Source organism: Phreatobacter oligotrophus (genome assembly GCF_003046185.1).
Taxonomy (GTDB): Bacteria; Pseudomonadota; Alphaproteobacteria; order Rhizobiales; family Phreatobacteraceae; genus Phreatobacter; species Phreatobacter oligotrophus.
The window spans coordinates 266,981-289,309 of the sequence record NZ_PZZL01000004.1 but is presented as its reverse complement, the minus strand read 5'-3'; the positions used below and the strand labels follow the sequence as shown (position 1 = coordinate 289,309).

Sequence of the window (22,329 nt, the reverse complement as noted above, 5' to 3'; positions counted from 1 at the left end):
GGGATATGGCTCGGCGACGATCGATCCGCTCCCCAGCGCCCGTGAAGGTGTCGCCCATGACCTCTGCTCCGTTCACCCGCCGTGCCGCCCTCGCGGGCCCGGCCGCGCTCGCAGCAGCGGGTCTCGCGCCGGCTTTCGGCCAGGCCGCCTATCCCAGCCGTCCGGTGACCCTGGTCGTGACCTTCGCCGCGGGCGGCGGGGTGGACACCGTCTCGCGGCTCTTCGCCGACGCGCTGGGGCGGGCCCTGAAGGACCGCATGGTGGTGGAAAACCGCGGTGGAGGCGGGACGGTGCTCGGCACGCAGGCCGTGACCTCGGCGACGCCCGACGGGCATACCCTGCTTGCGGCGCCGACCACGCTCGTCATCAACGCCGCCGTGCGGCCCTCCTTGCCCTATGACTGGCAGCGCGACCTCGTACCGGTGGGGCTCATGGCCAAGCTCCCCTTCGTGGCGGTCGTCCGGCCGCAATCGCCGCTGCGGGGCATGGCCGATCTCCTGCCGGCCAGCCATTCCCGCGGCGTCCTGAACTATGCCTCCGGCGGCGTCGGCACGGTGGCCCATCTCGCGGGCGAGCTCTTGGCCCTGAAGACCGGGGCGAAGATGCAGCACGTGCCCTATCGCGGCGAGGGCCCGGCGATCACCGACCTGCTCAACGGCTCGCTCGACCTCACCTTCGCGACCCTCGCGGCGGTGGCGGGCCAGATCGAGAGTGGCCAGCTGCGGGCCCTCGGTATGACCACGGCCGAGCGGGCGCCGCTGCTCAAGGACGTGCCCACGGTGCAGGAACAGGGCGTCGCGCCCTTCGACGTGTCGGCCTGGATCGTGCTCATGACGCCCGCCCGCACGCCGCCGGAGGTCGTGACCCGGCTGCAGCAGGCACTCGGCGAGGTGCTGGCGGATACGGCGCTGGTCGACCGGCTGACGACGATCGGGGCGGTCGCGGCCTCGCCAACCCTCGATGCCAAGGCCTTCATGGCGCGCGAGGCGGAAACCTGGGCCGAGGTGATCCGCCAGGCGCGGCTCAGCTTCTGAGCCGTTGCGCTCGCCCGTCGCGGCGGCCGGGGGTCAGGCGGCGTCGTACGCGAGGCCGCCACCGAGGAAGAGCTGGCCGACGCGGGGATCGGCGAGGATCTCGGCCGCCGGACCCTGCATCCGCGTGCGGCCGAGTTCCAGCACCAGCGCCTCGTCCGAGATATGCAGCGCCGAGCGGGCGTTCTGCTCGACCATGAGGATGGTGACGCCCTTGTCGCGCAGGTCGGTGAGGATGGCGAAGGTCTCCTGCACCATGAGCGGCGAGAGGCCGATGGACGGCTCGTCGATCAGGATCAGCTTGGGGTCCAGAAGCAGCCCGCGCATGATCTCCAGCTGCTTCTGCTGGCCGCCGGAGAGGGTCGAGGCCTGCTGGTCGGCCTTCTGGCGCAGGATCGGAAAGCGGTCGAGGGCGCGCTCGATGCGCGCGGGAACGTCGGTGATGGCGGGGCCTGCGGCCACCGCGCCGAGCTCGAGATTGTGGCGCACCGAGAGCTCGGGGAAAATGTTGCGGCCCTGCGGCACGTAGACGATGCCGGCCTCGATCAGGCGGCGCGGCGTCCAGCCGGTAATGTCGGTGCCGGCGAAGCGGATGCGGCCGGCGGTCGGGCGGATCAGGCCGAAGATCGCCTTGAACACGGTCGACTTGCCGGCGCCGTTCGGGCCGATGATGGTCGTCAGCGTGCCGCGGCGGACCTGGAACGAGCAGCCGTTGAGGATGGTGATGCGGCCATAGCCGCCAACAACGCCGTCAAGGTCGAGGATCGTGTCGCTCATCGCCGCGTCCTCAATGGCCGAGATAGGCGTCGAGCACGGCCGGGTCGGCGCGCACTTCGGCCGGCGTGCCGCTCATCAGCACCTTGCCCTCGACCATCACGATGACCCGCGTGCACAGGCTCATGACGAAGTCCATGTTGTGCTCGATCACGACGAAGGTCGCGCCGTGCTCGGCATTCATGACCCGCAGCCGCTCCTTGAGATCGGCGAGCATGGTAAGGTTCACCCCGCCCGCCGGCTCGTCCAGCAGGACGAGGCGCGGCCCGGCCATGAAGGCCATGGCGGCGTCCAGCAGCTTCTGCTGGCCATAGGAGAGGCCGCCGGCCTTGGCCCTGGTCAGGTGTCCCAGGCGGAAGACCTCCGCCATGCGGTCAGCCTCATTGGTGAGGCCGGCATCGCCCGGACCGAAGAGCCGCGAGACCATCGAGCCGCGATGTTCCTGTCCGGCGAGGATCAGGTTCTCGCGCACGCTGAGTTCAGGGAAGACCTGGAGCAGCTGGAAGGTGCGCGACACGCCCCGCCGGTTCATCGCCTCGGGCGTGGCGCCTGTCACGTCCGTCCCGTCGAGGCGCACCGTGCCGGCGCTGGGGGTGAGCTGGCCGAGGATGCAGTTGAACAGCGTGGACTTGCCGCAGCCGTTCGGCCCGATGATGCCGAGGATCTCGCCCTCGTTCACCGTGAAGGAGACGCCGTCGACGGCGACGACGCCGCCGAAATGCTTGGCGAGGCCGGAGACCTCGAGGACGGGGCGGGTCACGGGCGGCTCCCGTCGGCGGTGACAAACCGCGCCTTCAGGCTCGCCCAGCCGCGGTCGAGGAGTCCGAGGATGCCGGTCGGGCAGACGATGAGCAGCAGCAGCACGACGATGCCGAAGACGATGAGATAGAGCCCGCCGGTGAAGCGCAGCCATTCGGGCAGCGCCACGGCAAGCAGCGCGCCGAGGAAGGGACCGAGCTGGTAGCCCGAGCCGCCGGCCACCACCATCAGCAGCAGCATGAAGGAGGCGGAGAGGGCGAAGGGCGTCGGGTCGATGAACTCGACCAGCGGGGCATAGAGCGCGCCGGCGAAGCCGCCATAGGCCGAGCCGATGGCGAAGGCGAGCAGGGTGTAGGCGCGGATGTCGATGCCGAGGGAGGCCGCGCGGATCGGGTTCTCGCGAAGCGCAAGGAACGCGCGGCCCCAGGGGCTGCGGACGAGCCACCAGAGGGCGAGGGCGAGGATCAGCGTCACCACCACGACGAAGCGGTGGAAGGCCAGCGCCCCATCGGTGCGCAGGCCGAAGAGGGTCGGCCGGGCGATGTTCGAGATGCCGAAGGTGCCGCCGGTCAGCCATTGCTCGTTGCGCAGCACCAGCCAGACCAGCGTCGAGAAGGCGAGGGTGACGAAGGCGAGGTAATGGGCCTTCACCCTGAGTGCCGGAAAGCCGAGGAGCAGGCCGAGGGCGAAGCAGGCGAGGCCCGAGAGGGCGAAGCAGGTGTACCAGTCGATGCCGAGCTTCGTGCCGAGAATGGCGGTGATATAGGCGCCGATCCCCATGAAGGCGCCCTGCGCCAGCGATTTCAGCCCGGCAATGCCGAGGGTGAGGTTCAGGCCCATCACGGCGATGGCGGTGACCAGCCACAGCGTCAGGACATAGGTGCCGTAGCGGCCCATGCCGACGGGGAGGAACCAGAGGACCGCCGCGCCGGCGAGCAGCGTCAGGAGCACGCCGTCGAGACGGCCGAGGAGGCCACCGCCAAGGCCCGACGCCTTGGCCGGCACGGGGGGGGCTGCCGTCTCGCTCATACCCGGCGCTCCTCGCGGCGGCCGAACAGGCCTTCCGGCTTCACGAGGATGATCACCACCAGCAGCACCAGCGGCACGGCGAGCCGGTAGGAGGAGGAGATGTAGGCGGCCGCGAGGCTGTCGACGACGCCCACGATGAGCCCGCCGGCAAGCGCCCCGCGCACCTGGTTGAAGCCGCCGACAATGGCGGCGATGAAGGCGAAGAGGCCGATGACGTCGCCGTTCGAGAACTTGGCGAGGTAGATCGGCGAGATCAGCACCGAGGCGAGGACGGCAAGGCCAGCATTGATGGCGAAGGTCAGCATGACCATGCGCGCGACCGGAATGCCAAGGATCAGCGCAACGCCCGGGTTCTGCGCGGTCGCCTGCATCTGCCGGCCGGTGCGCGTCGCGGTGACGAACCATTGAAGGGCGCCGATGGCGACGAAGGCCACGGCGATGATGGCGATGTGCTGGAGCGAGAGCGACACGCCGAGCACGTCGACCGCGCCCGCGGGGAAGGGCGAGGGGAAGGTCTGGGCCTCGGAGGAGAAGAAGTCCTTGGCGCTCTCCTTCATGATGATGGCGAGCGCCATGGTCGCGATGGCGAGCGGCAGGACGCCGTGGCGGATCATCGGATCGACCACGGCCAGCTTGAAGCCGAGGCCGAAGACCACGACGAACAGAGCCGCGCCGAGGACCGCGGCCGCCCAGATGGGCAGGCCGAGGAACGCGACGCCGGCGAGGATCAGGATGGCCGGCAGCATCACATATTCGCCCTGGGCGAAGTTGATGGTCTGCGAGGTCTGCCAGACCAGCGTGAAGCCGATCGCCGCCAGCGCATAGATGGCGCCGGTGGCAAGCCCTGCCACGATGTATGCGACGAGTTCGGCCATGCCGGCGTCCGTCCTGGATTCTGCGAGAGGGGCGCCGGTGCGGCGCGCCTCAGGGGTTGATCATCGGCAGGGTGGCCTTGATGACCTGCTGGCCATTCTCGACCTCGGCGAGGAAGCTCTCGCGGTCCAGGTCGCCGTTCGCCTCGATCTTGGTGGTGATGAGGATGCCCGGCTCCATCTGCGGGGTGATGGTGGCCCCCCGCAGGGTGTCGGCGACGCCCTTGCGGTCGAAGCGGCCCATGCGCTCGGTCGCCCACTTGATCATGTGGACGGCCATGTAGCCCTTCAGGCCGTTATGGTCGGAGGCGATGTTGAAGCGCGCCTGGTAGCGGCGGCCGAAATCCTGGAAGGCCGGCACCGGCGCGTCGATGGACAGGCCGACATGGCCGCGGGCGCCGTTGGCCGCCTCGCCGGCGAGCTGGATGACGCGGGCGCCGAGCAGGGTGGTCTCGCCGATCATCGGCTTGTTGACGTTCTGCTGGCGGGCGGCGAGCAGGAAGCGGGCGCTCTCGTCCTCGTTCAGATAGACGAAGACGGCGTCGACATTGGCGTTGCGGATGCGGATGGCGTCAGCGGTGAAATCGGCCTGGCCCTGCTCGGTGGAGACGTCGAGCGCCACCTGGATGCCGCGGCGCTGCAGCTCGGGCAGCATGGCGTCGCGGCCGCCCTTGCCGAAGTCGTTGTTGACCCAGACGATGGCGATCCGGTTCGCCTTCACCGTGTCCTTCAGATAGGTCGCGAGCTTCGGCATGGCCGCGGCCTGGCTGAGCGAAGTGCGGAACAGGAAGGGGTTGCCCTGGCGGGTGAGGCCGGCGGCCTCGCCGCCGACGATCTGCGCGATCTCGGCGCGCTGGGCGATCTGCATCGAGGCGCCGATCGGACCGGAGAAGACCGGGCCGAGGACCGCGTAGGTGCCCTCGTCGATGGCGCGCTGCACGGCGGCGCGGGTGTTCCCGGGGTTGGTCTGGGTATCGTAATGGACGATGTCGATCTGCCGGCCGAGGATGCCGCCGCGCGCATTGATGTCGGCGACCGCAAGGTCGATGCCGTTGCGCCACTGGGTGCCGGCGGTGGCGCCCGCGCCCGACAGCTCGACCACGTTGATCAGCTTGACGCGTTCCTGCGCCGATCCCGGCAGGGCCGCGGTGAGGGCCAGGGCGGCCCCAAGCGCCAGAACACGGGCGCGCGACATCGTCATCATCGGCTCATCCTCCCTCGATCGCCCTTCATGCGGGGCGTTGATCGTTGGCCGTGACTTAGCAAGGCCAATGCGGTGGAGGCAACGGCCTTTCACGTTCGGGAAGGTGGATGAGCTCCCGCTAGTCGCCCGAGCGGATATTGGCGACGCGCACCAGCCGGCCCCATTTCTCGGATTCGGCGGCGAGCAGCGCCGCGAGGTCGGCCGGCGGCGTGCCGCGCGCCTCCACCGAGAGCTCCGACAGGCGGTTCTTCACCTCCGGTTCGGCCATGACGGCTGCGATGGCCGACGAGATCCGCTCGATGGTGGCAGGCGGCGTCGCGGCCGGGGCGAAGACGCCATTCCAGGTCGTGACCTCGAAGCCGGCGACGGTTTCGGCGACAGGCGGCACGCCCGGCAGGAGCGGATTGGGCTGGAGCGTCGTCACGCCCAGGGCGCGGACCGTGCCGGCCTTCACCTGGGCGATGGCGGCCGTGAGGATGTCAAACATCACGTCCAGCCGGCCGCCGACGAGATCGTTCAGCGCCGGCCCGGTGCCGCGATAGGGCACGTGGGTCATGGTGACGCCCGTCGCCTGGCAGAAGAGCTCTGCCGCAAGATGGGCCGAGGTGCCGATGCCGGCGGAGCCATAGGTGATCTTGCCCGGCGCCGCCTTTGCCGCGGCGATGAGGTCGGCAGTCGAGCGCGCCGCCATGTGCGGGCCGACCAGGAGCGCGTTGGGCACCGTCGCGACGAAGCTCACCGGCGCGAGGTCCTTCACCGGGTCAAAGGACAGGTTGCGGAAGATGTGGTGGTTGGTCGAAATCGCCACCGAGGCGATCAGAAGCTCATGGCCATCGGGCGCGGCCTTCGCGACCTGGGCGGCGCCGATCGTGCCGCCGGCGCCCGGCTTGTTCTCGATGACCACGGGCGTTGCCAGCCGCGTCGCCAGCCCCTCGGCCATGATGCGGCCGATGACGTCGGTGGAGCCGCCGGCGGGGAAGGGGACCACCAGCTTGATCGGCCGCCCGGCCTGCAGACTCTGCGCGGAGGCGATGCGCGGTGACGCAAGGCTGGGCAGTCCGGCTGCCGCGAAACTCGTCAATCCGGCGGTGAAGAGGCGTCGATCCATGGGTACGGGCTTTCTGGGCGGGGGAGGTGGCCCCCCGCCGCAAGCCCGATGCCAAATGCGGACGAGCCGCGATCACGACATCGCGGGTCGTCCCTGCGTAATGAGGCCTCGGCCTCAGCTCGGCTGGAAGTTCACCAGACGCAGCAGCTCCGTCGCCCGGGCGATATCGCTGCGGATGAAGGCCTTCGTCGCCTCGCGGCTTTCCGAGATCGGCTCGATCAGCGTGGCGCGGAGCCGCTGCACCACCTCCGGATCGGACATGGTCTCCTGGATCAAGGCGCTGATCTGGTCGGCGATGTCGGCCGGCAGGTTCTTCGGCGCCCAGATGCCATACCAGGACTGGAACTCGAAGCCGGGCATGCCCGCCTCCGCCATGGTCGGCACCGAGGGCGCCAGCACCGAGCGCTCCTTGGTGGCGATGCCCAGCGCCCTGACTCGGGTGCCGTCGAGCGCGGCGGGCAGGAGCGCGAAGCTCGGATCGATGAGCAGCTGGACGTTGCCGCCCATGATGTCTTGCAGGGCGGGCTGGGTGCCGCGATAGGGCACCATCTGGATGTTCACGCCGGCGCGGCGCAGGAAGTCGATGGTGGCGAGGTGGCCGGCCGATCCCAGCGACGAGATGGCGAAGTTCCACTTGGAGGGTTCGGCCTTGGCGGCGGCGATCACCTCCGCCAGGGTCTTCTGCGGCAGCGACGCGCTCATCACGCAGACCAGCGGGGCGACCGCCGTGCGGCCGAGCACCTCGAGATCCGTCTCCGGATTGAAGTCGGATGCTGCCTTGAGCACCAGCGGCATGACCGCGGTGTTGAAGGCGCTGGCCAGCAGCGTGTAGCCATCCGGATCGGCCTGGACGACCGCCCGGGTGCCGAGAAGGCCCGCACCGCCGACGCGGTTCTCGGTAACGGCGGCGACACCGAATTTCTGCTGCAGGCGATCGGCGATCAGGCGGCCGAGGGCATCGTTGGCGGCGCCCGCCGGCCAGGGCACGATCATCTTGAGGGTCCGGCCGCGCTGCGGCCAGCCGGACTGGGCGCCGGCATTGGTGATGAGGGACGGGGCGGCGAGCGCCGCCATGGATGTCATGAGGAAGGTGCGCCTGCGCAGGGTCATGATGGGCTCCCTAGGTGCTTCTCTTAAGGTCTTTGAAGTCGCGTCTGGCCGGCCCTGTCCCGCCTCAGACGGGCGGGGCGAGCCGGACATGCTTGATCGCCTGGCGGTGGTAGGTGAAGGCGACGTGGATGGCCCCGTCGGGGGACTGGTGGACGGAGGGATAGGACAGTTCGCGGTTGCGCTTGTCGGTGGAGTTGTTGGTCATGCAATAGCCGTCGCCGTCCTCGATGAGGCGGCGATCCGGCCATGTCCTGCCGCCATCCGATGAGATGGCGAGCATGAGCGGGGCGCGCGGCGCGCCCCAGAAGGCTGTGCGGGCCGGCGGCACGTGGTCGGCGGGGGGCGCGACGCCGTCCTCCTCGTCCTCGATCTCGTCATAGAGCGAGAGGCGGCGCTCGGCGGCGTTCGCCGCGCTCGAATGATTGTAGACGAGGGCGATCCGGCCATCGGCGAGGCGGCTCGCCTGGATCGACGAGTTGTTGTTCGGCAGCTCCGTCCGCACCGGGGCCGACCAGGTCGCGCCGCCATCCGTCGAGCGCGAGGCATGGATGAAGTCCGCCCAGCGTGAGCGGTAGAGGGCGAGGAGCTCGCCGGCTCCCGCCTCGACAATGCTCATATGGACGCAGCCGAGGCTGCCCGGCACCTCGGTGCTCGACCAAGTCTTGCCCTCATCGCGGGAGATGCGCACGACGCTGACATCGTCATCGCCGACCCATTTGACGCCCGGCACGGTGCGACAGAGCCAGGCCGGCAGGAGGATGGCGCCATCGGCGCGGCGCATCAGCGGCTGGCGCACGAAGGTGCCGGCATCACCGATCATCGTCTCGGGATCCGACCAGGTCCGCCCGTCGTCGCTGGAGCGGCGGCGGCGCACGACCGCCGTGTCCTGATTGCCCGACTTCTGCGACGTGTAGAGTAGCCAGAGGTCACCGGAGGCCGCCTGGAACAGGATCGGGTTCTGCTCGGACCGCGTGGCGTCGTCGGCGAGCTTCACCGCCTCGCTCCAGCGCGATGCGCCTGGCTCCAGCCGCGCCATGTGGACGGAAATGTCGGCCATGCCCTCCTGGGTGCCGCCGAACCAGACGCAGGCCAGGCTGCCGTCGCCGAGCGTCAGCAGGTTCGCGGCGTGGTTCTGCGGGCAGGGCGAGGGGATGAACGCCTCGGACTGGCCGTCAAGGCCGTCGCGGGGCTTCAGGATGCCGTCGAGGACGAGGGGGGTTGTCTCCAGGGTCATCGCCGGCTCCTCAGAAGGCTGCGCGGTACATGGCGAGGATGGCCTCGCTGGAGAGCGGCCGCGGATTGTTGTCGATGAGCCGCTTGATGGCGAAGGCCTCCTCCGCCATGGCCGGGAGATCGCTTTCCGGCACGCCGCGCGGCCCCATGCGCATCTCGATGCCGAGCCGGGCGCAGAAGCCGCTGGTGTGTGCGAGTACCGTCGCCGGATCATCGGAGGCCGGCAGACCGAGGGCTTCCAGCACCAGCGCAGTCTTCGCGGGCACGGCCGGGGCGTTGTAGGCGAGGACATGCGGGAAGATCACCGCATTGGCCGCGCCGTGGGGAATGTGGTGCCGCGTGCCGAGCGGATAGGCGATGGCATGGCCGCCGGCGGTGTTGACCGGGCCGAGGCAGATGCCGCCATAGAGCGAGGCCAGGGCCATGCCGCCGCGCGCCTCCAGGTCACCGCCATCGGCGACGGCGCGGGCAAGATAGCGGCCGACAAGCCGCGTGCCCTCGATCGCATAGGCATCGATGATCGGATGGGCCTTGATGTTGGTGAAGGCCTCGACGCAATGGGCCATGGCGTCGATGCCGGTCTCGGCGGTCACCTGGGCCGGCACGGTCACCATCAGCGCCGGGTCGACGATGGCGATGTCGGCGAGCAGGTGGCGGCTCTGCACCGCCCATTTGTTGCGGGAGACTGGATCGGTGACGAGGGCGCGCGTGCCGACCTCGCTGCCTGTGCCGGCCGTGGTCGCGACCTGGGCGAGCCCGACGCTGCGGCCAGCCACCTTGTCCGGGCCGACGACGTCGGCGAGCGCCTGTTCGCCGCCGAGCAGGGCCGCGACGAGCTTTGCCACGTCCATGACGCTGCCGCCGCCGAAGCCGATGACGAGGTCCGGCCGATGGCGCTGGGCGGCGGCCAGCGCCGCCTCGAAGTTCGGGACGTCGGGCTCCGCCACCACATCGGTGAAGGCCGCGACCTCGCCAAGGCCGAGCCCCTCCAGCCGCTTCGCATGGAAGCTCGAGGCGAGCACGAAGGGCCGCGCATAGCCCTGCTCGCGCGCCCATTGCGCCAGGCGGGCGACGGTGCCGGCCCCGAAGGCGATCAGCGGCGGGCGAACAAGGTCGATGGGGGTGGCGAAGGTGTTCATCGGGATCTCACGCAGCTGCGAGCCGTTCGGCATATTCGATGGCCTCGATCAGGCTCGTCTCCGAGGCGACGCCCTTACCGGCGATGTCGAAGGCGGTGCCATGGTCGACCGAGGTGCGGATGATCGGCAGGCCGAGCGTGATGTTGACGCCTGACAGGCCTTCCCATGTGCCCGTGTCGGGATTGACCTTGAATCCCAGCAGCTTGACGGGGATATGCCCCTGATCGTGATACATGGCGACGACGGCGTCGTACTGGCCGGCGCGCAGCTTCACGAAGACGGTGTCGCCGGGGACGGGCCCCACCACGTCGAGGCCGTCGGCAACCGCTGCGGCGATGGTCGGCATGGAGATGTCGATATCCTGCCGGCCGAACAGGCCCCCTTCGCCGGCATGGGGGTTCAGGGCGGCCACGGCGATCTTCGGGCGCGCCTTGCCGAGCCGCTTCATGGCGTCGTTGGTGAGATCGATGACGCGGCGGATGCGCTCCGGCGTGATGCGCTTCGGCACGTCCTCGAGCGCCACGTGGGTGGTGACGTGGCTGACATTCATCGTGCCATGGGCGAGCATCATGACCGAGCCCCGCACGCCTGTGAGCTCGGCGAGCAGCTCGGTGTGGCCGGCATAATGATAGCCGGCAAGGTTCAGCGCCTCCTTGTTGAGCGGCGCGGTGACAAGACCCTGGATCCGCCCGGCCATGGCGAGGCTCACGGCCTTCTCGATGGCGAGATAGGCCATCCGCCCGCCGGGGGCGCCGACCTCGCCGGTGACGATGGGCCCGCCGGGATCGCCGGCCTGGAGGATGGCGGCCGCCGGCCAGGCATCGCCCTCGGCGACCTCGGGGATCGCGGCGGCGCCGAAAAGCGCCTCCGCCTTGCGCAGGGCCGGAACGTCACCGGTGACGAGAAGCTTGAGCTCGCCGGCCGCGAGACGGGGCGCCAGCAGCTGCACGGCGCGCACGATGATCTCCGGGCCGATGCCGGCGGGGTCGCCCATGGTGATCGCGAGATGGGGTATCATGACGGGATCTTTCCGGCGGATGTCGGAGCGGACGAGGCGCGGGCGGCGAGATCGGCGAAGAGGCCGGGTTCGCCGAAGGCGCCGGATTTGGAGATGACTGTTGTGCCCCGCCAGCGCCCCTCGGTGAGGCGCGAGAGGGCGATGCCCGGCTGCAGCTCGCCGAGCACATCGAGGCCGGTGGCGTCCAGCGCCGGCAGCAGCGCGCGCAGGGTTTCGCCGCCGCTGACGAGCAGCGTGGCCGGCTGCGGCACGGCGGCGACCAGGCTGGCGAACCGCGCGGCGATGGTGGCGCGGGCGGCTGGGCGCGGCGTGCCGGCGGGCAGGGCGGTGGTGACGAAGGCCGCGTCGGACTGGGCGAGCAGCGCGATGATGCCGGCGCTATCGGTGGCCTCCCGCCGGAGGGACGCCACGGCCTCGAGCTGGGCGGCTGTGACCGCATGATCGGTGCCGATGAGCCCGAGGAGCGGTCCCTCCCACCGCAGATCGGGGCAGGGCGCGCCGACCACGGTCCGGGCGAGAGCCCGCGCGAGGCCCGCCGAGCCGACCCAGAGCAGGCTGCCGCCGGCGGCAAGGACATTGGCGACGATGCGGTCGAGGTGTGCAGGCGTTTCCGCATCGAAGAGGCTGATGCCGCGGTCCGGCAGGTTCGCGGAACCGAGGCGCGCCACGGGATGTCCGGCTGCCGCGAGAGCTGCGCCCAGATCCTCGCCAGTCGGCGTCCAGGTTCCGCCCTGGATCCAGACCTGCCGACCGGAACGGGTGCGGCGGCCCTGTTCGGGAAGGGCCGGGGCGATGATGACGCGGTCGAAGCGGGTCGTTGCGAGGACGGCGGCGAGCTCGGCACCGGCATGGCCGCGCAGCAGGCTGTCGACCTTGAAGAAGGAAAGCCGGCCCGGGGCGGGGGCGAGCAGCGCCGCGGCGGCCTGCGCTGCGGTCGCCGCGTCCTTACGGGCGCGCTCGCGGGTGCCAATGTCGAGAACAAGCGAACGGCTGTCCTGCACGGCAATTCCGACGCGCAGGGGCGATGCCAGGCCGGCAAAGGCGGCGGCGGTGTCGAGCGCGCCGGTCATGTCATCGGCGATCATCCGGATCGCGGCAAAGGCGGCGCGGGGTTCCGGCACGGCATCGCGGGCGAGGGCCGTCACAGCGAGGCTCCGCCGCAGATGGTCAGAACCTGTCCGGTGATGGCGTCGGCATCCCGCGACATCAGGAAGGTGACGGCGGCAGCGACCTCATCCGGGCGGATCAGGCGGCCCATCGGCGGCACGCGCGGCGGCACGCCGCTGCGGCCGGGATCGCCGAGCATGGGCGTTTCGGTCGCAGCGGGCGCGACGACATTGACGGTGATGCCGCGCGCCACCAGTTCGGCGGCCCAGGACCGCGCCATGGCGACCAGCGCCCCCTTGGTCGCGGCATACTGGCTGCGTTGCGGCGAGCCGGTCCAGGTGCGGCTGCCGATCAGGACGATGCGGCCGCCCTCGGGCATCCGGGGTGCGAGGGCACCGGCAATCTCTTCCGCCGCGGCGACGTGGAGGTCCCACATGGCGCGGCCGCGCTCGGCATCGAGGGCGTCGAGGCCGCCGGTCGCGAGGATGCCGGCCGCATGGACGAAAGCCGTGGCCGCCGGGAGGCTTGCGACGAGCTCACGCCGCGCGGCGGCATCCGAGAGGTCGCAGGCGACATGCGCATAGTGCGGCGAGGCCATGGTCACGGGGCGCCGTGCAACGCCGGTGACCCTCCAGCCCTCGGCGAGCAGGCGCGCCGCGACCGCCGCGCCGATGCCGGAACTGGTGCCGGTGACCAGGGCGTGGCGCGGTCCGGCCATGGGTCAGGCCGTCGCTTCGGCGAAGGAGCGGGCGATCTCGGCCACCTTGGCCTCGACCTCGGCCGTCACGCTGGCTGGGCCGCGGCTCGGGCCGACATCGGGCATCACGGCGCGCAGCGCGCATTTCACCATGGTCGGCGGGAAACCGTGGGCGTAGAGCGTCGCGCGAAGGGCGCTGAACCGCTCCTGATGGGCCGTGGCCGCTGCGTGGTCGCCCGCGGTGAAGGCCGTCCAGATGCCGTTGAGGGTCAGCGGCGCGACATTGCCGAGGCCGGAAATGCTCCCCGCCGCGCCGTTCTGCAGGCCATGGAGCACCAGGGAATCCGGGCCGACCAGCACGTCGAAATCGTCGCGGCCTGCGGCGACGGCGAGGAAACCGTCGAGGCTCGCCTTGGAGCCCTCGCTGTCCTTGATGCCGACGATATTCGGATGGCCGGCGAGGCGCGCCGCGGTCTCGGGCGCGATCGTGTTCCCGGTGCGCGCGGGGATGTTGTAGAGGTAGACCGGCACGTCGAGGGCATCGGCGACACGGCGGTAATGGCCCTCGAGCTCGTCTTGCGAGCAGGCGATGAAGGAGGGCGTGATGGCCGAGACGGCCTTGACGCCGAGGCGCTGGATCGCCTTGCCCAGCGCGATCGTCTGGTGGGTCGAGATCTCACCGATATGGGCCAGCACGCCCGTCGTTCCGGCAGCCGCCTCCACGCAGATCTCGGCGACCCGCACCTTCTCGGCGAAGGAGAGGGTGTAGAACTCGCCGTTCGTACCGCCGCAGAAGACGCCGTTGCCCGCCTTGGCCTGCCGGGCGACCTGACGGCGCAGCGCCGCCTCCGCCACTGCCTCCTGGGCGTCGAAGGGCGTGACAATGGCGACGAAGGGGCCGGTCGGACGGGGCTGGGCGGTCATGGCATGCGCCTCCTGTGCGTCGGAGCGGCACGGCCCGGACCCCTCGGGCCGGCGTCACGCGGACTGGGCGCTGCTCCCGTGGCGCGACCTTGCTTGGCCGGCCTCTGCTTGTCAGGCCCGTAGAAGTCATACTTGTTTCAATGTGTCAACTTCAGGCCTGACAGGGCTTGGCTGATCGCTGGATTTCACGCCAGAAAATGTCGCAATAACAGAAGGTTAAATTGAAATTCTCGTTTATGAGAATTGATGAACGCCTGACAACTTTACAACTTTACAGCTTTGCGCTAGGGTGCTGCCTGTCCATCTTGGGGGCTGCATGACCGACATTGATGACTCGCCGCAGGTTGCCGCTCCGACGCCCCTGGTCGAGCGCGTGTTCGCCGGGCTTCAGGCGCGGATCACGGGCGGTGAGTTTCCCGCCGGTGGCCGCTTGCCGAGCGAGAACGACCTCGCGGCGGCCTATGTCGTGTCGCGACCGATCGTGCGCGAGGCGTTGCGATTGCTGCGGGAGGCGGGCCTTGTTTCGTCGCGCCGCGGCTCCGGAACTTTCGTGACCGCCCAGGCGGCTTCCGCCGAGGCGCCCGGCGCCAATCTCGCCTTCTCGCCGGTCTCGACCATTGCCGATGTGCAGCGCTGCTACGAGTTTCGCCTGGCGCTGGAGCCGGAACACACCTATTGGGCCGCGCTGCGCTGGAACGCGGCGGCGCTCGGCCGTATCGGCGAGGCGCTGGAGGCGATGAAATCCGCGACGCGCGCCCAGCATCACCGCGAGGATGCCGATTTCGCCTTCCATCTCGCGATCGCCGAGGCGAGCAACAACCACTACCACGTGTCCTCGCTGCTGGCGCTGAAGGACCACATCAGCGTCGGCATGAAGATGCATGGCACCACGCTGTTCCGGCCGAAGGGCTCGCTCGAAGGGGTCTATGCCGAACATGCGGCGATCCACGACGCCATCCGCAGCCGTGACGCGGAGCGGGCGAGGGCGCTGATGGCGCTGCACCTCAAGGGCTCGCGCGACCGCATCTTCGACGGCCACGCCCTCGATCTCGCGCTCTAGCGGCGGATGCCGGGGCTCTCGACGGGAAGACCGCGGGCGCGGGCGGCGAGGTAGAGCTCGAGCGCGACATAGTCATAGGCGCCATAGGGCAGCTGCGTCGCCCGGACGCCAAGGGAACAGGCGCGCAGTCGCCGGTGGAGCGAGCCCAGCGTGTTCCATTCGAGGCGATAGGCCGGGTAGCCGGTGCCGACCCCGCTGGAAATGACGTCACCGCGCAGCCGCCGGCCGACATTCTCGTCGTGGCACTGGCCGCAGGAGAGATTGAGCTGGCCCTGCCGGGTCTCGTAGAACCGCCGGCCGGCTTCAACATGGGGCGCCGCAGCCCCGTCCGTCTCGACAGCCACCGGCAGCCCGCGCGAGCGCAGGGCGATGGCGGCGGTGAGCGAGAGCAGCGCCTCGCTCTCGTAGCCGAAGGCAGGGGCCTGCTGATTGTCGGTGCGGCAGCGCTCGATGCGGGTTTCGAGGTTGAGCAGCGCGCCGTCGCTGGCGACGGCCGGATAGCGGGCGGCGACGCCGCGCATGCCGTCGATCGGGCCGTGGCAGCTCTGGCAGGACGGGCGGCCGGAGCGGGGGGCTTCCCGCCACAGCGCCTCGCCGCCATCGACCCATAGCCAGCCGGGATGGCGCGAGGGATCGTCCTGCAGCGCCCGGAGGTCCGGTGAGAGAAGGCTCGCGGGGGCGCGGACCTCGCCGGCCAACGCCGGGATCGCCGACGCCGCCAAGGCGAGGCCAAGGACGACCAGGCGCCTCATGTCACCGTCAGCATCTGCCGGCGCTCATAGACCGCGCCGCCGTCCTCCAGCCATTCGAAGACGACCTCGCCCGTCGTCGTCGCGACGGTGGTGAAGGCGACATAGGGGTTGGCGGCAATGCCCGGCGAGAGATCCATGTGGAGGATCTCGGCGCCGTCATAGGTGACGCGCAGCGTGTGGATGATCTTGCGCGGCACGGGGGTGAGGCCGGGCGCGTCGATGGCGCGGTCCATGGCGTGGCGCACGAGGACGCGGATCTCGATGATCTCGCCGCGGCGGGCCTCGGCGGGCATGGTGATACGGGCGGGAATGGAGGCTCCGGCCATGGCTCAGCCTCCGTCCACGCAGGCGCCGAGGATGACGATGACCTCGCGGGCGCCGCGATGCACCGTGCCGCGGCTGGTCTCGGTGAGGACGACGATGGTCTGGGTCTCAGCGAGGCGGATGCGCGTGCCGACCTCGGCGCGGCCGGCCCGCAGGCCGATGCGGAAGGTCGCAACGCGCGGAAACGGGTTCTTCTCGGCCAGGACATGGATGGCGGTGACATGGTCCTCGCCGCTCATCGGGCTGTCGATCCGGATCGTCAGGTCGACGGAATTGCCGTTTTCCGACAGCGTCGGCATGTCCAGCGTGACGCCGGCGGCAAGCGGCGTGCGGCCGGCGAGGACGGCGCGTTCGACCGATGCCATGGTCTCGCGCGGTGCGGTCTGGGCCCTCGCTGTGGTCGTTGCCGGCAAAAGGGCGGCGGCGCTGGCGGCGAGGGCCGCGCGGCGCGTGAGACCGGATCGCCGATCGGGTCGGGTCATCCCATCACTCCTTCAGCGTCGCGAGATAGGCCACGACGTCCTCGATCTCCTGCGCGGTCAAGACCGGCCGGCCCTCGAAGCGCGGATCGACGCGCAGGAGGTCGGCGGTGCGGTGATAGGCCGGCATGACCGCCGCCCCGTTGATCCGCGTCGGGTCGATGAGCCTGAGGCGCATCTGGCCGGGTGTCAGCCGTAGGGCCACGCCGGCCAGTGGCGGGCCGACCTCGCCCATGAAGGTCTCGCGCGGGTCCGGAATCGTGTGGCAGATCAGGCAATTGGCCGTCTCCCGGTTACGGACGATGCGCGCGCCGCGCCCGGCATCGCCCGCAAGGCCGTCCAGCGGTGCCTCGACGGCGTCGCCGGTGACAACGAAGGGCGCGACCTGCGCCGCAGCGGGAGCCGCGGCGAGGGCGAGCAGCAGCGCGGCGAGGGCCTGCCTCACGCGCGCCGGAGGTCCTGGTCCTTCAGCGGCACGGAGCGGATGCGCTTGCCGGTGGCGGCGAAGATGCCGTTCAGCACGGCGGGCGCCGCCACCATGATCGTCGGCTCGCCGACACCACCCCAGAAGCCGCCGGAGGGCATGACGATGGTCTCGACCGGTGGCATCTCGTCCATGCGCAGCACGTTGTAGCTGTCGAAATTGGTCTCGACGATCTGGCCGTCCTTCACCGTGCAGGCGCCGTAGAGCAGCGCCGAGAGGCCATAGACGAAGGATCCCTCGACCTGCATCTCGATCTGCCGCGGATTGACCGCGACGCCGCAATCGGTTGCCGCGACGATGCGATGGACCTTGAGTTTGCCCTGGGCATCGACCGAGACCTCGGCGGCGGCGGCGACATAGCTGCCGAAGCCCATCTGCTGGGCGATGCCGCGATGGACACCGGCCGGCGCGGGCTTGTCCCAGCCGATCTTCTCGGCGACCGCATTCAGCACCGCGAGATGGCGTGGATGGTTGCCCATCAGCTTGCGGCGGAAGGCGAGGGGATCCTGGCCCGCCGCATGGGCGAGCTCGTCGAGGAAGCACTCAAGGTAGATGGCGTTCTGGTTGTGGTTCACGCCGCGCCAGAAATGCGGGGGCACGTGGGTGTTCCGCATGGCGTGGTCGATGAGCAGGTTCGGGAACGAATAGCCGATCTGGCTGTCGTTGCCGCCGGCATTGAGCCCCTGGAACTGCACGGGATCGCGGCCGTTCTGCAGGGCGGTGGGGAAGACATAGGACAGGATCGACTGGCCGGAGATGCGCATGTGCAGGCCGACGAGGTTGCCCTGCGCGTCGAGGCCGCCGGTCATCTTGGCCATGGTCACGGGGTGATAGCGCCCCTGGACCATGTCCTCCTCGCGGGTCCACTGCGTCTTGATCGGCACGCCGGGAACCTGCTTGGCGATGTTGACGGCCTGGATAAGCCAGTCATGGGTGGTGCGCCGGCCGAAGCCGCCCCCGAGATCGACGCGATGGACGTCGCAGGCGGTCTGCGGCAGGCCCGCGGCCTGGGCGGTGGCGGCCAGCGCCGCCTCGCCGTTCTGGGTCGGGCACCAGACGTCGCAGCGCGTGGGGGTCCAAAGCACCGTGGCGTTCATCGGCTCCATCGGCGCGTGGTTCTGGAAGGGATAGGCGTAGACCGCCTCCACCTTGCGGGCGGCGCTGGCAATGGCCGCGCGGGCATCACCATTGGTGTTGCCGACGAAGGCTTCCGCGGCGTCGAGACCCTCGCGGAGCTGCGCCTCGATGGTCTGGGAGGAGACGGCGCGGTTCGGGCCGTAGTCCCAGGTGACGGGCAGGGCGTCCAGGGCGGTCTTGGCCTGCCAGAACGTGTCGGCAACGACCGCCACGGCGGTGTCGGCGACCTTCAGGACATGGCGCACGCCCGGCATGGACGAGACCTTCGACGCATCGAAGGAGGCGACCTTGCCGCCGAAGACGGGGCATTCCTTGGGGACCGCGACCAGCATGCCCGGCATCTTCAGGTCCGAGCCATAGACGAGCGCGCCGGTGGTCTTGGCGGCGGTGTCGAGGCGCTTCACCGACTTGCCGATGACCGTCCAGTCCTTGGGGTCCTTCAGCGTCACGTTGGCGGGCGGCGTCAGACGCGCGGCAGCGGCGGCCACCTGGCCGTAGCGCACCGAGCGGCCGGAAGCGGCATGGGTGATGACGCTGTCCTTGGCCGTGCACTCGGCTGCGGGCACGCCCCAGGCCTCGGCCGCGGCCTGGATCAGCATGATGCGGGCGGCAGCGCCGCCGCGGCGGACATAGTCGTGGCTCTGGCGGATGCCCTGGCTGCCGGCTGTGAGGAAGGCGCCCCAGGCGCGGTTGCGTGCCAGCGACTGGCCGGGCGTCACATATTCGGTGACTATCTTCGACCAGTCGCAGTGCAGCTCCTCGGCGATCATCTGGCAGAGGCCGGTGCGCGTGCCCTGGCCCATCTCGGAGCGGGCCATGCGCAGAACGACGGTGTCATCCGGGCGAATGACCACCCAGGCGTTGATTTCGGGCGTCGCTGCGGGTGCCGGCTGCTGGGCGATAGCGCCGGTCGGCAGGTAGAAGCCGACGGTGAGGCCGGCGGCGGCCTTGAGGACGGCGCGACGGGAGGTCGTGGTGGTCTCGATGAGCGTCATGACGTCCTCCCTCAGCCCTGGCGGTTCGCAGCGGCCTGCTTGATGCCGGCGCGCACGCGGTTGTAGGTGCCGCACCGGCAGATGTTGGTCATCGCATTGTCGATGTCCTCGTCCGTCGGGTTCGGCTTCTCCGCCAGAAGGGCGGCAGCGGCCATGATCATGCCGGACTGGCAATAGCCGCACTGGGGAACGTCGAGATCGCGCCAGGCGACCTGGATCGGGTGCATGCCGTTGGGCGACAGGCCCTCGATGGTGACGATCTTCTGGTCGGGCGAGACGGCGCTCAGCGGCATGGAGCAGGAGCGCACCGCCTGGCCGTCAATGTGGACCGTGCAGGCGCCGCAGGCCGCGATGCCGCAGCCGTACTTGGTACCGGTAAGCCCGACATGGTCCCGAATTGCCCAGAGCAGCGGCGTGTCATCCGCCGCCGTGACCTCGACCACCTGGCCATTGATGTTGAGTTTCGCCACCGCCGTCTCCCTTCGTTCGCGTCGGGCCGTGACGGCCTCTTCGTTGGAAGGATTCCACTGTGGAGCGGCCTACGAAACAACCCGTAACGGAGAGGGCGGCTTTCACTTTGTCGAGAGGTGGGAGACGGATAATCTCCACGCCTTGCAAGTGAAATTCGTCGGTCAAGCCCCAGAGGGGCGAGGCTTGCACAACCGGCGGGGTCGGCGCGGCGAGGCCGTGGCCCTCAGACGCGCGAACTGCCGCGATAGAAGGGCTCGTGCCGGGCCGGGTCGATATAGCCGGCATAGAAGCGCCGGACATGCGGCAGCAGCGCCTTGGAGAGGTGCCGCCGCTCCATCTCGTCATGCGACAGGGCCTTGGACAGATCATCGTGCAGCGCTTTCAGCGCCGCGTCGCGGTCGACGCGGGTGAAACGGCCGTCGGCATAGAGGATCTCCCCGTCGCACATCACCGCCTTCACGCCGGAGGGCTTGGCCCGCTGGACCAGCGCATCCACCGCCGAGGTTTCCGCGTCGAGATAGGGCCAGGCGATGGCCTGGTGGTCGTGGAGGACGAGATCGGCCGCCTTGCCGACCTCCAGCCGGCCAATGGTCTCGCCGTAGGGCGTCGTCGCGGCGCCGCCCACGGTCGCCATGCGCAGGACCTGCGGGATGGTGGGGACGTCGGCCTCGACCATGCCGGGAACGCGGTGGGCGCGCAGCACCATGCGCAACTCCTGCAGCATGTCGCGGTCGTCGTTGATGCCGGCCTCGTCGATGCCGATGGCGGTGGTGAGACCCCGGGCCTCGAAGGCGTTGAGCGGGGCAAGGCCCGAGCGCAGGCGGAAATTCGAGGAGCAGTTGTGGCAGATGCAGGAGCCGGCCTCGGCGAGACGGTCGATGTCGGGCTCGGAAAGCCAGACGCCGTGGCCGATGGTCAGGCGCTCGTTCACCAGGCCGAAGCGGCCGAGGTAGTCGACGGCCGTGCCGCCGCCGCGTCGAGCAGCATATTCCTTCTGGTAGGCGGTCTCGACCAGGTGCATGTGCATCGGCGCGGCAAAGCGCTCCGAGGTCTCCGCAAGCCGCCCTAATGCGGTGTCGGAGCACCAGTGGAGGTTCGCCGGCGCCAGCTGGATCTTCACCCGCCGCTTGCCCTGGTGGCGGGCGTGCAGGCTCTCGAACAGGCCCATCGTCTCGTCGAGGTTCATGCGGAAGCGGTCGAAATAGCGCTTCATCGGGTCCTGCAGCTCCGCCGGCAGGCTGGCGATGAGGTCCGCATCCGCCTGGTAGACGAGCCGGTTCTGGTCGCGGACGCCGTAGCAATAGGAGACCCGCATGCCGATGGCCTCGTAGGCGCGGATGACCTCGCCGATCTTGGCCTCGACCTCCGTTGCGGTGCCGGGCAGAAGGCTCTGGATATGCTGGACGGTCGTCACGCCCGAGCCGACCATCTCGAAGGCCGAGTAGAGCGTGTCGAGGTAGAGATCGAGGTTGCGGATCACCATGCGGGTGATGAACCAGAGCTCCAGCGGCATGTCGGGCGAGCCGAGCTGGACCGGTGTCAGGCCGACATGGTGGTGGGCATTGACGAAGCCCGGCAGCACCACCTCGCGCCCCGTGCCGATGACCGGCACGGTCGGGTGACGGGCGGAGAGCTCGGCGAAGCTGCCGATGGCGGTGATCACACCGTCCTCCTGCAGGACCCCGCCGCCGTCGATGGTCTCGCAGGTGAAGCGGTCGGCGACACCGGTCATGAGCGTGTGGCTGCGAATGAGCGAGGCGGGCATGGGGAATCCGGAGGGCAGGGGCGGCGCGCGATGATGGACGCAGCGATGCCGGGAGGCAAAGCCACGTGGGTTGTGCCCATCACAGGCAAGAGCGGGGCCTGACGGCGGGCCGCCGCCCCCGTCCTTCGGCGGAGGGGGCCTGCAGCGCCCCGGGCTTCCGGGCATCGCCGCGATGCGCCATCTTGGCCCCCCGCGGTCCCGTCGGGCCGCCCAGCCGTCTCTCCGGGATCTGCGCCGTGAAGCTGTTCTTCTCCCCCGCCTCGCCTTTCGTCCGCAAGGTCATGGTCTGCGCCATCGAGCGCGGCATCGACGGGCAGATCGACAAGCTTCCCGCCGCCGCCCATCCCATCAACCAGGACGCCACGATCAAGGCGCACAACCCGACCGGCAAGGTGCCGACGCTGATCGGCGATGACGGTGCGGCGATCTATGATAGCCGGGTCATCTGCGAATATCTCGACGCCATCGGTTCGGCCCCGGCGCTGTTCCCGGCCGGCGCTGCCCGCTGGCCGGCCCTGGTGCTGCAGTCGGCGGCCGACGAAATGCTCGATGCGGCGCTGCTCGCCCGCTACGAGAGCGTCGCGCGCCCTGAGGCGCTGCGCTGGGCCGACTGGCATGCCGGCCAGATCACCAAGATCCGCACGACGGTCGCCAATTTCTCCTCGTCATGGCTGCCGCATCTCGAGGCCAAGGTCGACATCGGCACGATCGCGGTCGCGGTCTCGCTCGGTTATCTCGACTTCCGCTTCCCCGACATCGCCTGGCGCGACGGCAATACGGCGCTCGCCGACTGGTATGCCCGCTTCTCCGAGCGGCCGTCGATGAAGGCCACCGTTCCGGTGGGCTGAGGGCCCGCG

Annotated in this window: 23 protein-coding genes; 3 read left to right on the top strand and 20 right to left on the bottom strand. The window is 69.9% G+C overall.

The window, feature by feature from the left end:
• Positions 1 to 56 precede the first annotated feature (56 nt).
• On the top strand, positions 57 to 1,034 hold the full coding sequence (locus C8P69_RS11195; RefSeq protein ID WP_108177099.1) for a Bug family tripartite tricarboxylate transporter substrate binding protein: 978 nt from the start codon (positions 57 to 59) through the stop codon (positions 1,032 to 1,034).
• A 33-nt stretch (positions 1,035 to 1,067) separates the two neighbouring features.
• Here C8P69_RS11195 and C8P69_RS11190 read toward each other — a convergent pair whose 3' ends face one another.
• The 13 genes from C8P69_RS11190 to C8P69_RS11130 form a co-directional block, all read right to left on the bottom strand.
• Complete coding sequence (locus C8P69_RS11190; RefSeq protein ID WP_108177097.1) at positions 1,068 to 1,808, bottom strand: ABC transporter ATP-binding protein; 741 nt, start codon at positions 1,806 to 1,808, stop codon at positions 1,068 to 1,070.
• Between the two features lie 10 nt (positions 1,809 to 1,818).
• The gene (locus tag C8P69_RS11185) at positions 1,819 to 2,565 is read right to left on the bottom strand and encodes an ABC transporter ATP-binding protein (protein ID WP_108177095.1); all 747 of its coding nucleotides are present in this window, start codon (positions 2,563 to 2,565) and stop codon (positions 1,819 to 1,821) included.
• A complete protein-coding gene (locus tag C8P69_RS11180; protein ID WP_108177093.1) occupies positions 2,562 to 3,593 on the bottom strand; it encodes a branched-chain amino acid ABC transporter permease in 1,032 nt (343 codons plus the stop codon). The genes C8P69_RS11185 and C8P69_RS11180 overlap by 4 nt, the downstream gene beginning before the upstream one ends.
• The gene (locus C8P69_RS11175; protein ID WP_108177091.1) at positions 3,590 to 4,468 is read right to left on the bottom strand and encodes a branched-chain amino acid ABC transporter permease; all 879 of its coding nucleotides are present in this window, start codon (positions 4,466 to 4,468) and stop codon (positions 3,590 to 3,592) included. Before C8P69_RS11175 ends, C8P69_RS11180 begins: the two co-directional genes overlap by 4 nt.
• A gap of 49 nt (positions 4,469 to 4,517) precedes the next feature.
• Positions 4,518 to 5,669, bottom strand: a complete 1,152-nt coding sequence (locus tag C8P69_RS11170; RefSeq protein ID WP_425440756.1) for an ABC transporter substrate-binding protein — start codon at positions 5,667 to 5,669, stop codon at positions 4,518 to 4,520.
• Between the two features lie 118 nt (positions 5,670 to 5,787).
• Positions 5,788 to 6,777: a Bug family tripartite tricarboxylate transporter substrate binding protein gene (locus C8P69_RS11165; protein ID WP_108177089.1), complete on the bottom strand. Its 990-nt coding sequence runs from the start codon at positions 6,775 to 6,777 to the stop codon at positions 5,788 to 5,790.
• 114 nt (positions 6,778 to 6,891) lie between these two features.
• Positions 6,892 to 7,887, bottom strand: a complete 996-nt coding sequence (locus C8P69_RS11160) for a Bug family tripartite tricarboxylate transporter substrate binding protein (protein ID WP_245901990.1) — start codon at positions 7,885 to 7,887, stop codon at positions 6,892 to 6,894.
• Positions 7,888 to 7,951: 64 nt separating this feature from the next.
• Entirely contained in the window at positions 7,952 to 9,121 is a 1,170-nt protein-coding gene (locus tag C8P69_RS11155; RefSeq protein ID WP_108177087.1) for a sialidase family protein, read from the bottom strand.
• A gap of 10 nt (positions 9,122 to 9,131) precedes the next feature.
• Positions 9,132 to 10,259 carry an iron-containing alcohol dehydrogenase gene (locus C8P69_RS11150; RefSeq protein WP_108177510.1) on the bottom strand — a complete coding sequence of 376 codons (1,128 nt, stop codon included), beginning with the start codon at positions 10,257 to 10,259 and terminating at the stop codon, positions 9,132 to 9,134.
• A 7-nt stretch (positions 10,260 to 10,266) separates the two neighbouring features.
• The gene (gene pdxA, locus C8P69_RS11145) at positions 10,267 to 11,277 is read right to left on the bottom strand and encodes a 4-hydroxythreonine-4-phosphate dehydrogenase PdxA (RefSeq protein WP_108177085.1); all 1,011 of its coding nucleotides are present in this window, start codon (positions 11,275 to 11,277) and stop codon (positions 10,267 to 10,269) included.
• A complete protein-coding gene (locus tag C8P69_RS11140) occupies positions 11,274 to 12,422 on the bottom strand; it encodes a four-carbon acid sugar kinase family protein (RefSeq protein ID WP_108177083.1) in 1,149 nt (382 codons plus the stop codon). The genes pdxA and C8P69_RS11140 overlap by 4 nt, the downstream gene beginning before the upstream one ends.
• A complete protein-coding gene (locus C8P69_RS11135; RefSeq protein WP_108177081.1) occupies positions 12,419 to 13,102 on the bottom strand; it encodes an SDR family NAD(P)-dependent oxidoreductase in 684 nt (227 codons plus the stop codon). Before C8P69_RS11135 ends, C8P69_RS11140 begins: the two co-directional genes overlap by 4 nt.
• A 3-nt stretch (positions 13,103 to 13,105) precedes the next feature.
• Positions 13,106 to 14,005 (bottom strand): dihydrodipicolinate synthase family protein, encoded by a 900-nt coding sequence (locus tag C8P69_RS11130; protein WP_108177079.1) that lies wholly within the window; start codon positions 14,003 to 14,005, stop codon positions 13,106 to 13,108.
• 316 nt (positions 14,006 to 14,321) lie between these two features.
• Between C8P69_RS11130 and C8P69_RS11125 the strand changes: the two genes are divergently transcribed.
• Complete coding sequence (locus C8P69_RS11125) at positions 14,322 to 15,065, top strand: FadR/GntR family transcriptional regulator (RefSeq protein ID WP_108177077.1); 744 nt, start codon at positions 14,322 to 14,324, stop codon at positions 15,063 to 15,065.
• Here the strand turns inward: C8P69_RS11125 and soxA are convergent.
• The 7 genes from soxA to C8P69_RS11090 form a co-directional block, all read right to left on the bottom strand.
• On the bottom strand, positions 15,062 to 15,817 hold the full coding sequence (soxA, locus tag C8P69_RS11120) for a sulfur oxidation c-type cytochrome SoxA (RefSeq protein ID WP_108177075.1): 756 nt from the start codon (positions 15,815 to 15,817) through the stop codon (positions 15,062 to 15,064). The two genes, C8P69_RS11125 and soxA, sit on opposite strands and share 4 nt — an antisense overlap.
• The gene (locus C8P69_RS11115; RefSeq protein ID WP_108177073.1) at positions 15,814 to 16,143 is read right to left on the bottom strand and encodes a thiosulfate oxidation carrier complex protein SoxZ; all 330 of its coding nucleotides are present in this window, start codon (positions 16,141 to 16,143) and stop codon (positions 15,814 to 15,816) included. Before C8P69_RS11115 ends, soxA begins: the two co-directional genes overlap by 4 nt.
• Before the next feature lie 3 nt (positions 16,144 to 16,146).
• The gene (locus tag C8P69_RS11110) at positions 16,147 to 16,623 is read right to left on the bottom strand and encodes a thiosulfate oxidation carrier protein SoxY (RefSeq protein ID WP_108177071.1); all 477 of its coding nucleotides are present in this window, start codon (positions 16,621 to 16,623) and stop codon (positions 16,147 to 16,149) included.
• Between the two features lie 4 nt (positions 16,624 to 16,627).
• On the bottom strand, positions 16,628 to 17,065 hold the full coding sequence (soxX, locus tag C8P69_RS11105) for a sulfur oxidation c-type cytochrome SoxX (RefSeq protein WP_108177069.1): 438 nt from the start codon (positions 17,063 to 17,065) through the stop codon (positions 16,628 to 16,630).
• Complete coding sequence (locus C8P69_RS11100) at positions 17,062 to 19,236, bottom strand: xanthine dehydrogenase family protein molybdopterin-binding subunit (RefSeq protein WP_108177067.1); 2,175 nt, start codon at positions 19,234 to 19,236, stop codon at positions 17,062 to 17,064. Before C8P69_RS11100 ends, soxX begins: the two co-directional genes overlap by 4 nt.
• 11 nt (positions 19,237 to 19,247) lie before the next feature.
• Positions 19,248 to 19,706, bottom strand: a complete 459-nt coding sequence (locus C8P69_RS11095; RefSeq protein WP_108177065.1) for a (2Fe-2S)-binding protein — start codon at positions 19,704 to 19,706, stop codon at positions 19,248 to 19,250.
• A gap of 224 nt (positions 19,707 to 19,930) precedes the next feature.
• A complete protein-coding gene (locus tag C8P69_RS11090; protein WP_108177064.1) occupies positions 19,931 to 21,472 on the bottom strand; it encodes an amidohydrolase family protein in 1,542 nt (513 codons plus the stop codon).
• Positions 21,473 to 21,708: 236 nt separating this feature from the next.
• Here C8P69_RS11090 and C8P69_RS11085 point away from each other — a divergent pair, with 236 nt between their 5' ends.
• Positions 21,709 to 22,320: a glutathione S-transferase gene (locus C8P69_RS11085; protein WP_108177062.1), complete on the top strand. Its 612-nt coding sequence runs from the start codon at positions 21,709 to 21,711 to the stop codon at positions 22,318 to 22,320.
• Positions 22,321 to 22,329: the final 9 nt, after the last annotated feature.

Excerpts from the sequence above, each read along its gene's own strand:
- C8P69_RS11195 (WP_108177099.1), top strand. The coding sequence starts at position 57 with ATGACCTCTGCTCCGTTCACCCGCCGTGCCGCCCTCGCGGGCCCGGCC.
- C8P69_RS11190 (WP_108177097.1), bottom strand. The coding sequence starts at position 1,808 with ATGAGCGACACGATCCTCGACCTTGACGGCGTTGTTGGCGGCTATGGC.
- C8P69_RS11180 (WP_108177093.1), bottom strand. The coding sequence starts at position 3,593 with ATGAGCGAGACGGCAGCCCCCCCCGTGCCGGCCAAGGCGTCGGGCCTT.
- C8P69_RS11175 (WP_108177091.1), bottom strand. The coding sequence starts at position 4,468 with ATGGCCGAACTCGTCGCATACATCGTGGCAGGGCTTGCCACCGGCGCC.
- C8P69_RS11170 (WP_425440756.1), bottom strand. The coding sequence starts at position 5,669 with ATGATGACGATGTCGCGCGCCCGTGTTCTGGCGCTTGGGGCCGCCCTG.
- C8P69_RS11165 (WP_108177089.1), bottom strand. The coding sequence starts at position 6,777 with ATGGATCGACGCCTCTTCACCGCCGGATTGACGAGTTTCGCGGCAGCC.
- C8P69_RS11160 (WP_245901990.1), bottom strand. The coding sequence starts at position 7,887 with ATGACCCTGCGCAGGCGCACCTTCCTCATGACATCCATGGCGGCGCTC.
- C8P69_RS11155 (WP_108177087.1), bottom strand. The coding sequence starts at position 9,121 with ATGACCCTGGAGACAACCCCCCTCGTCCTCGACGGCATCCTGAAGCCC.
- C8P69_RS11150 (WP_108177510.1), bottom strand. The coding sequence starts at position 10,259 with ATGAACACCTTCGCCACCCCCATCGACCTTGTTCGCCCGCCGCTGATC.
- pdxA (WP_108177085.1), bottom strand. The coding sequence starts at position 11,277 with ATGATACCCCATCTCGCGATCACCATGGGCGACCCCGCCGGCATCGGC.
- C8P69_RS11135 (WP_108177081.1), bottom strand. The coding sequence starts at position 13,102 with ATGGCCGGACCGCGCCACGCCCTGGTCACCGGCACCAGTTCCGGCATC.
- C8P69_RS11130 (WP_108177079.1), bottom strand. The coding sequence starts at position 14,005 with ATGACCGCCCAGCCCCGTCCGACCGGCCCCTTCGTCGCCATTGTCACG.
- C8P69_RS11125 (WP_108177077.1), top strand. The coding sequence starts at position 14,322 with ATGACCGACATTGATGACTCGCCGCAGGTTGCCGCTCCGACGCCCCTG.
- soxA (WP_108177075.1), bottom strand. The coding sequence starts at position 15,817 with ATGAGGCGCCTGGTCGTCCTTGGCCTCGCCTTGGCGGCGTCGGCGATC.
- C8P69_RS11115 (WP_108177073.1), bottom strand. The coding sequence starts at position 16,143 with ATGGCCGGAGCCTCCATTCCCGCCCGTATCACCATGCCCGCCGAGGCC.
- C8P69_RS11110 (WP_108177071.1), bottom strand. The coding sequence starts at position 16,623 with ATGACCCGACCCGATCGGCGATCCGGTCTCACGCGCCGCGCGGCCCTC.
- C8P69_RS11100 (WP_108177067.1), bottom strand. The coding sequence starts at position 19,236 with ATGACGCTCATCGAGACCACCACGACCTCCCGTCGCGCCGTCCTCAAG.
- C8P69_RS11090 (WP_108177064.1), bottom strand. The coding sequence starts at position 21,472 with ATGCCCGCCTCGCTCATTCGCAGCCACACGCTCATGACCGGTGTCGCC.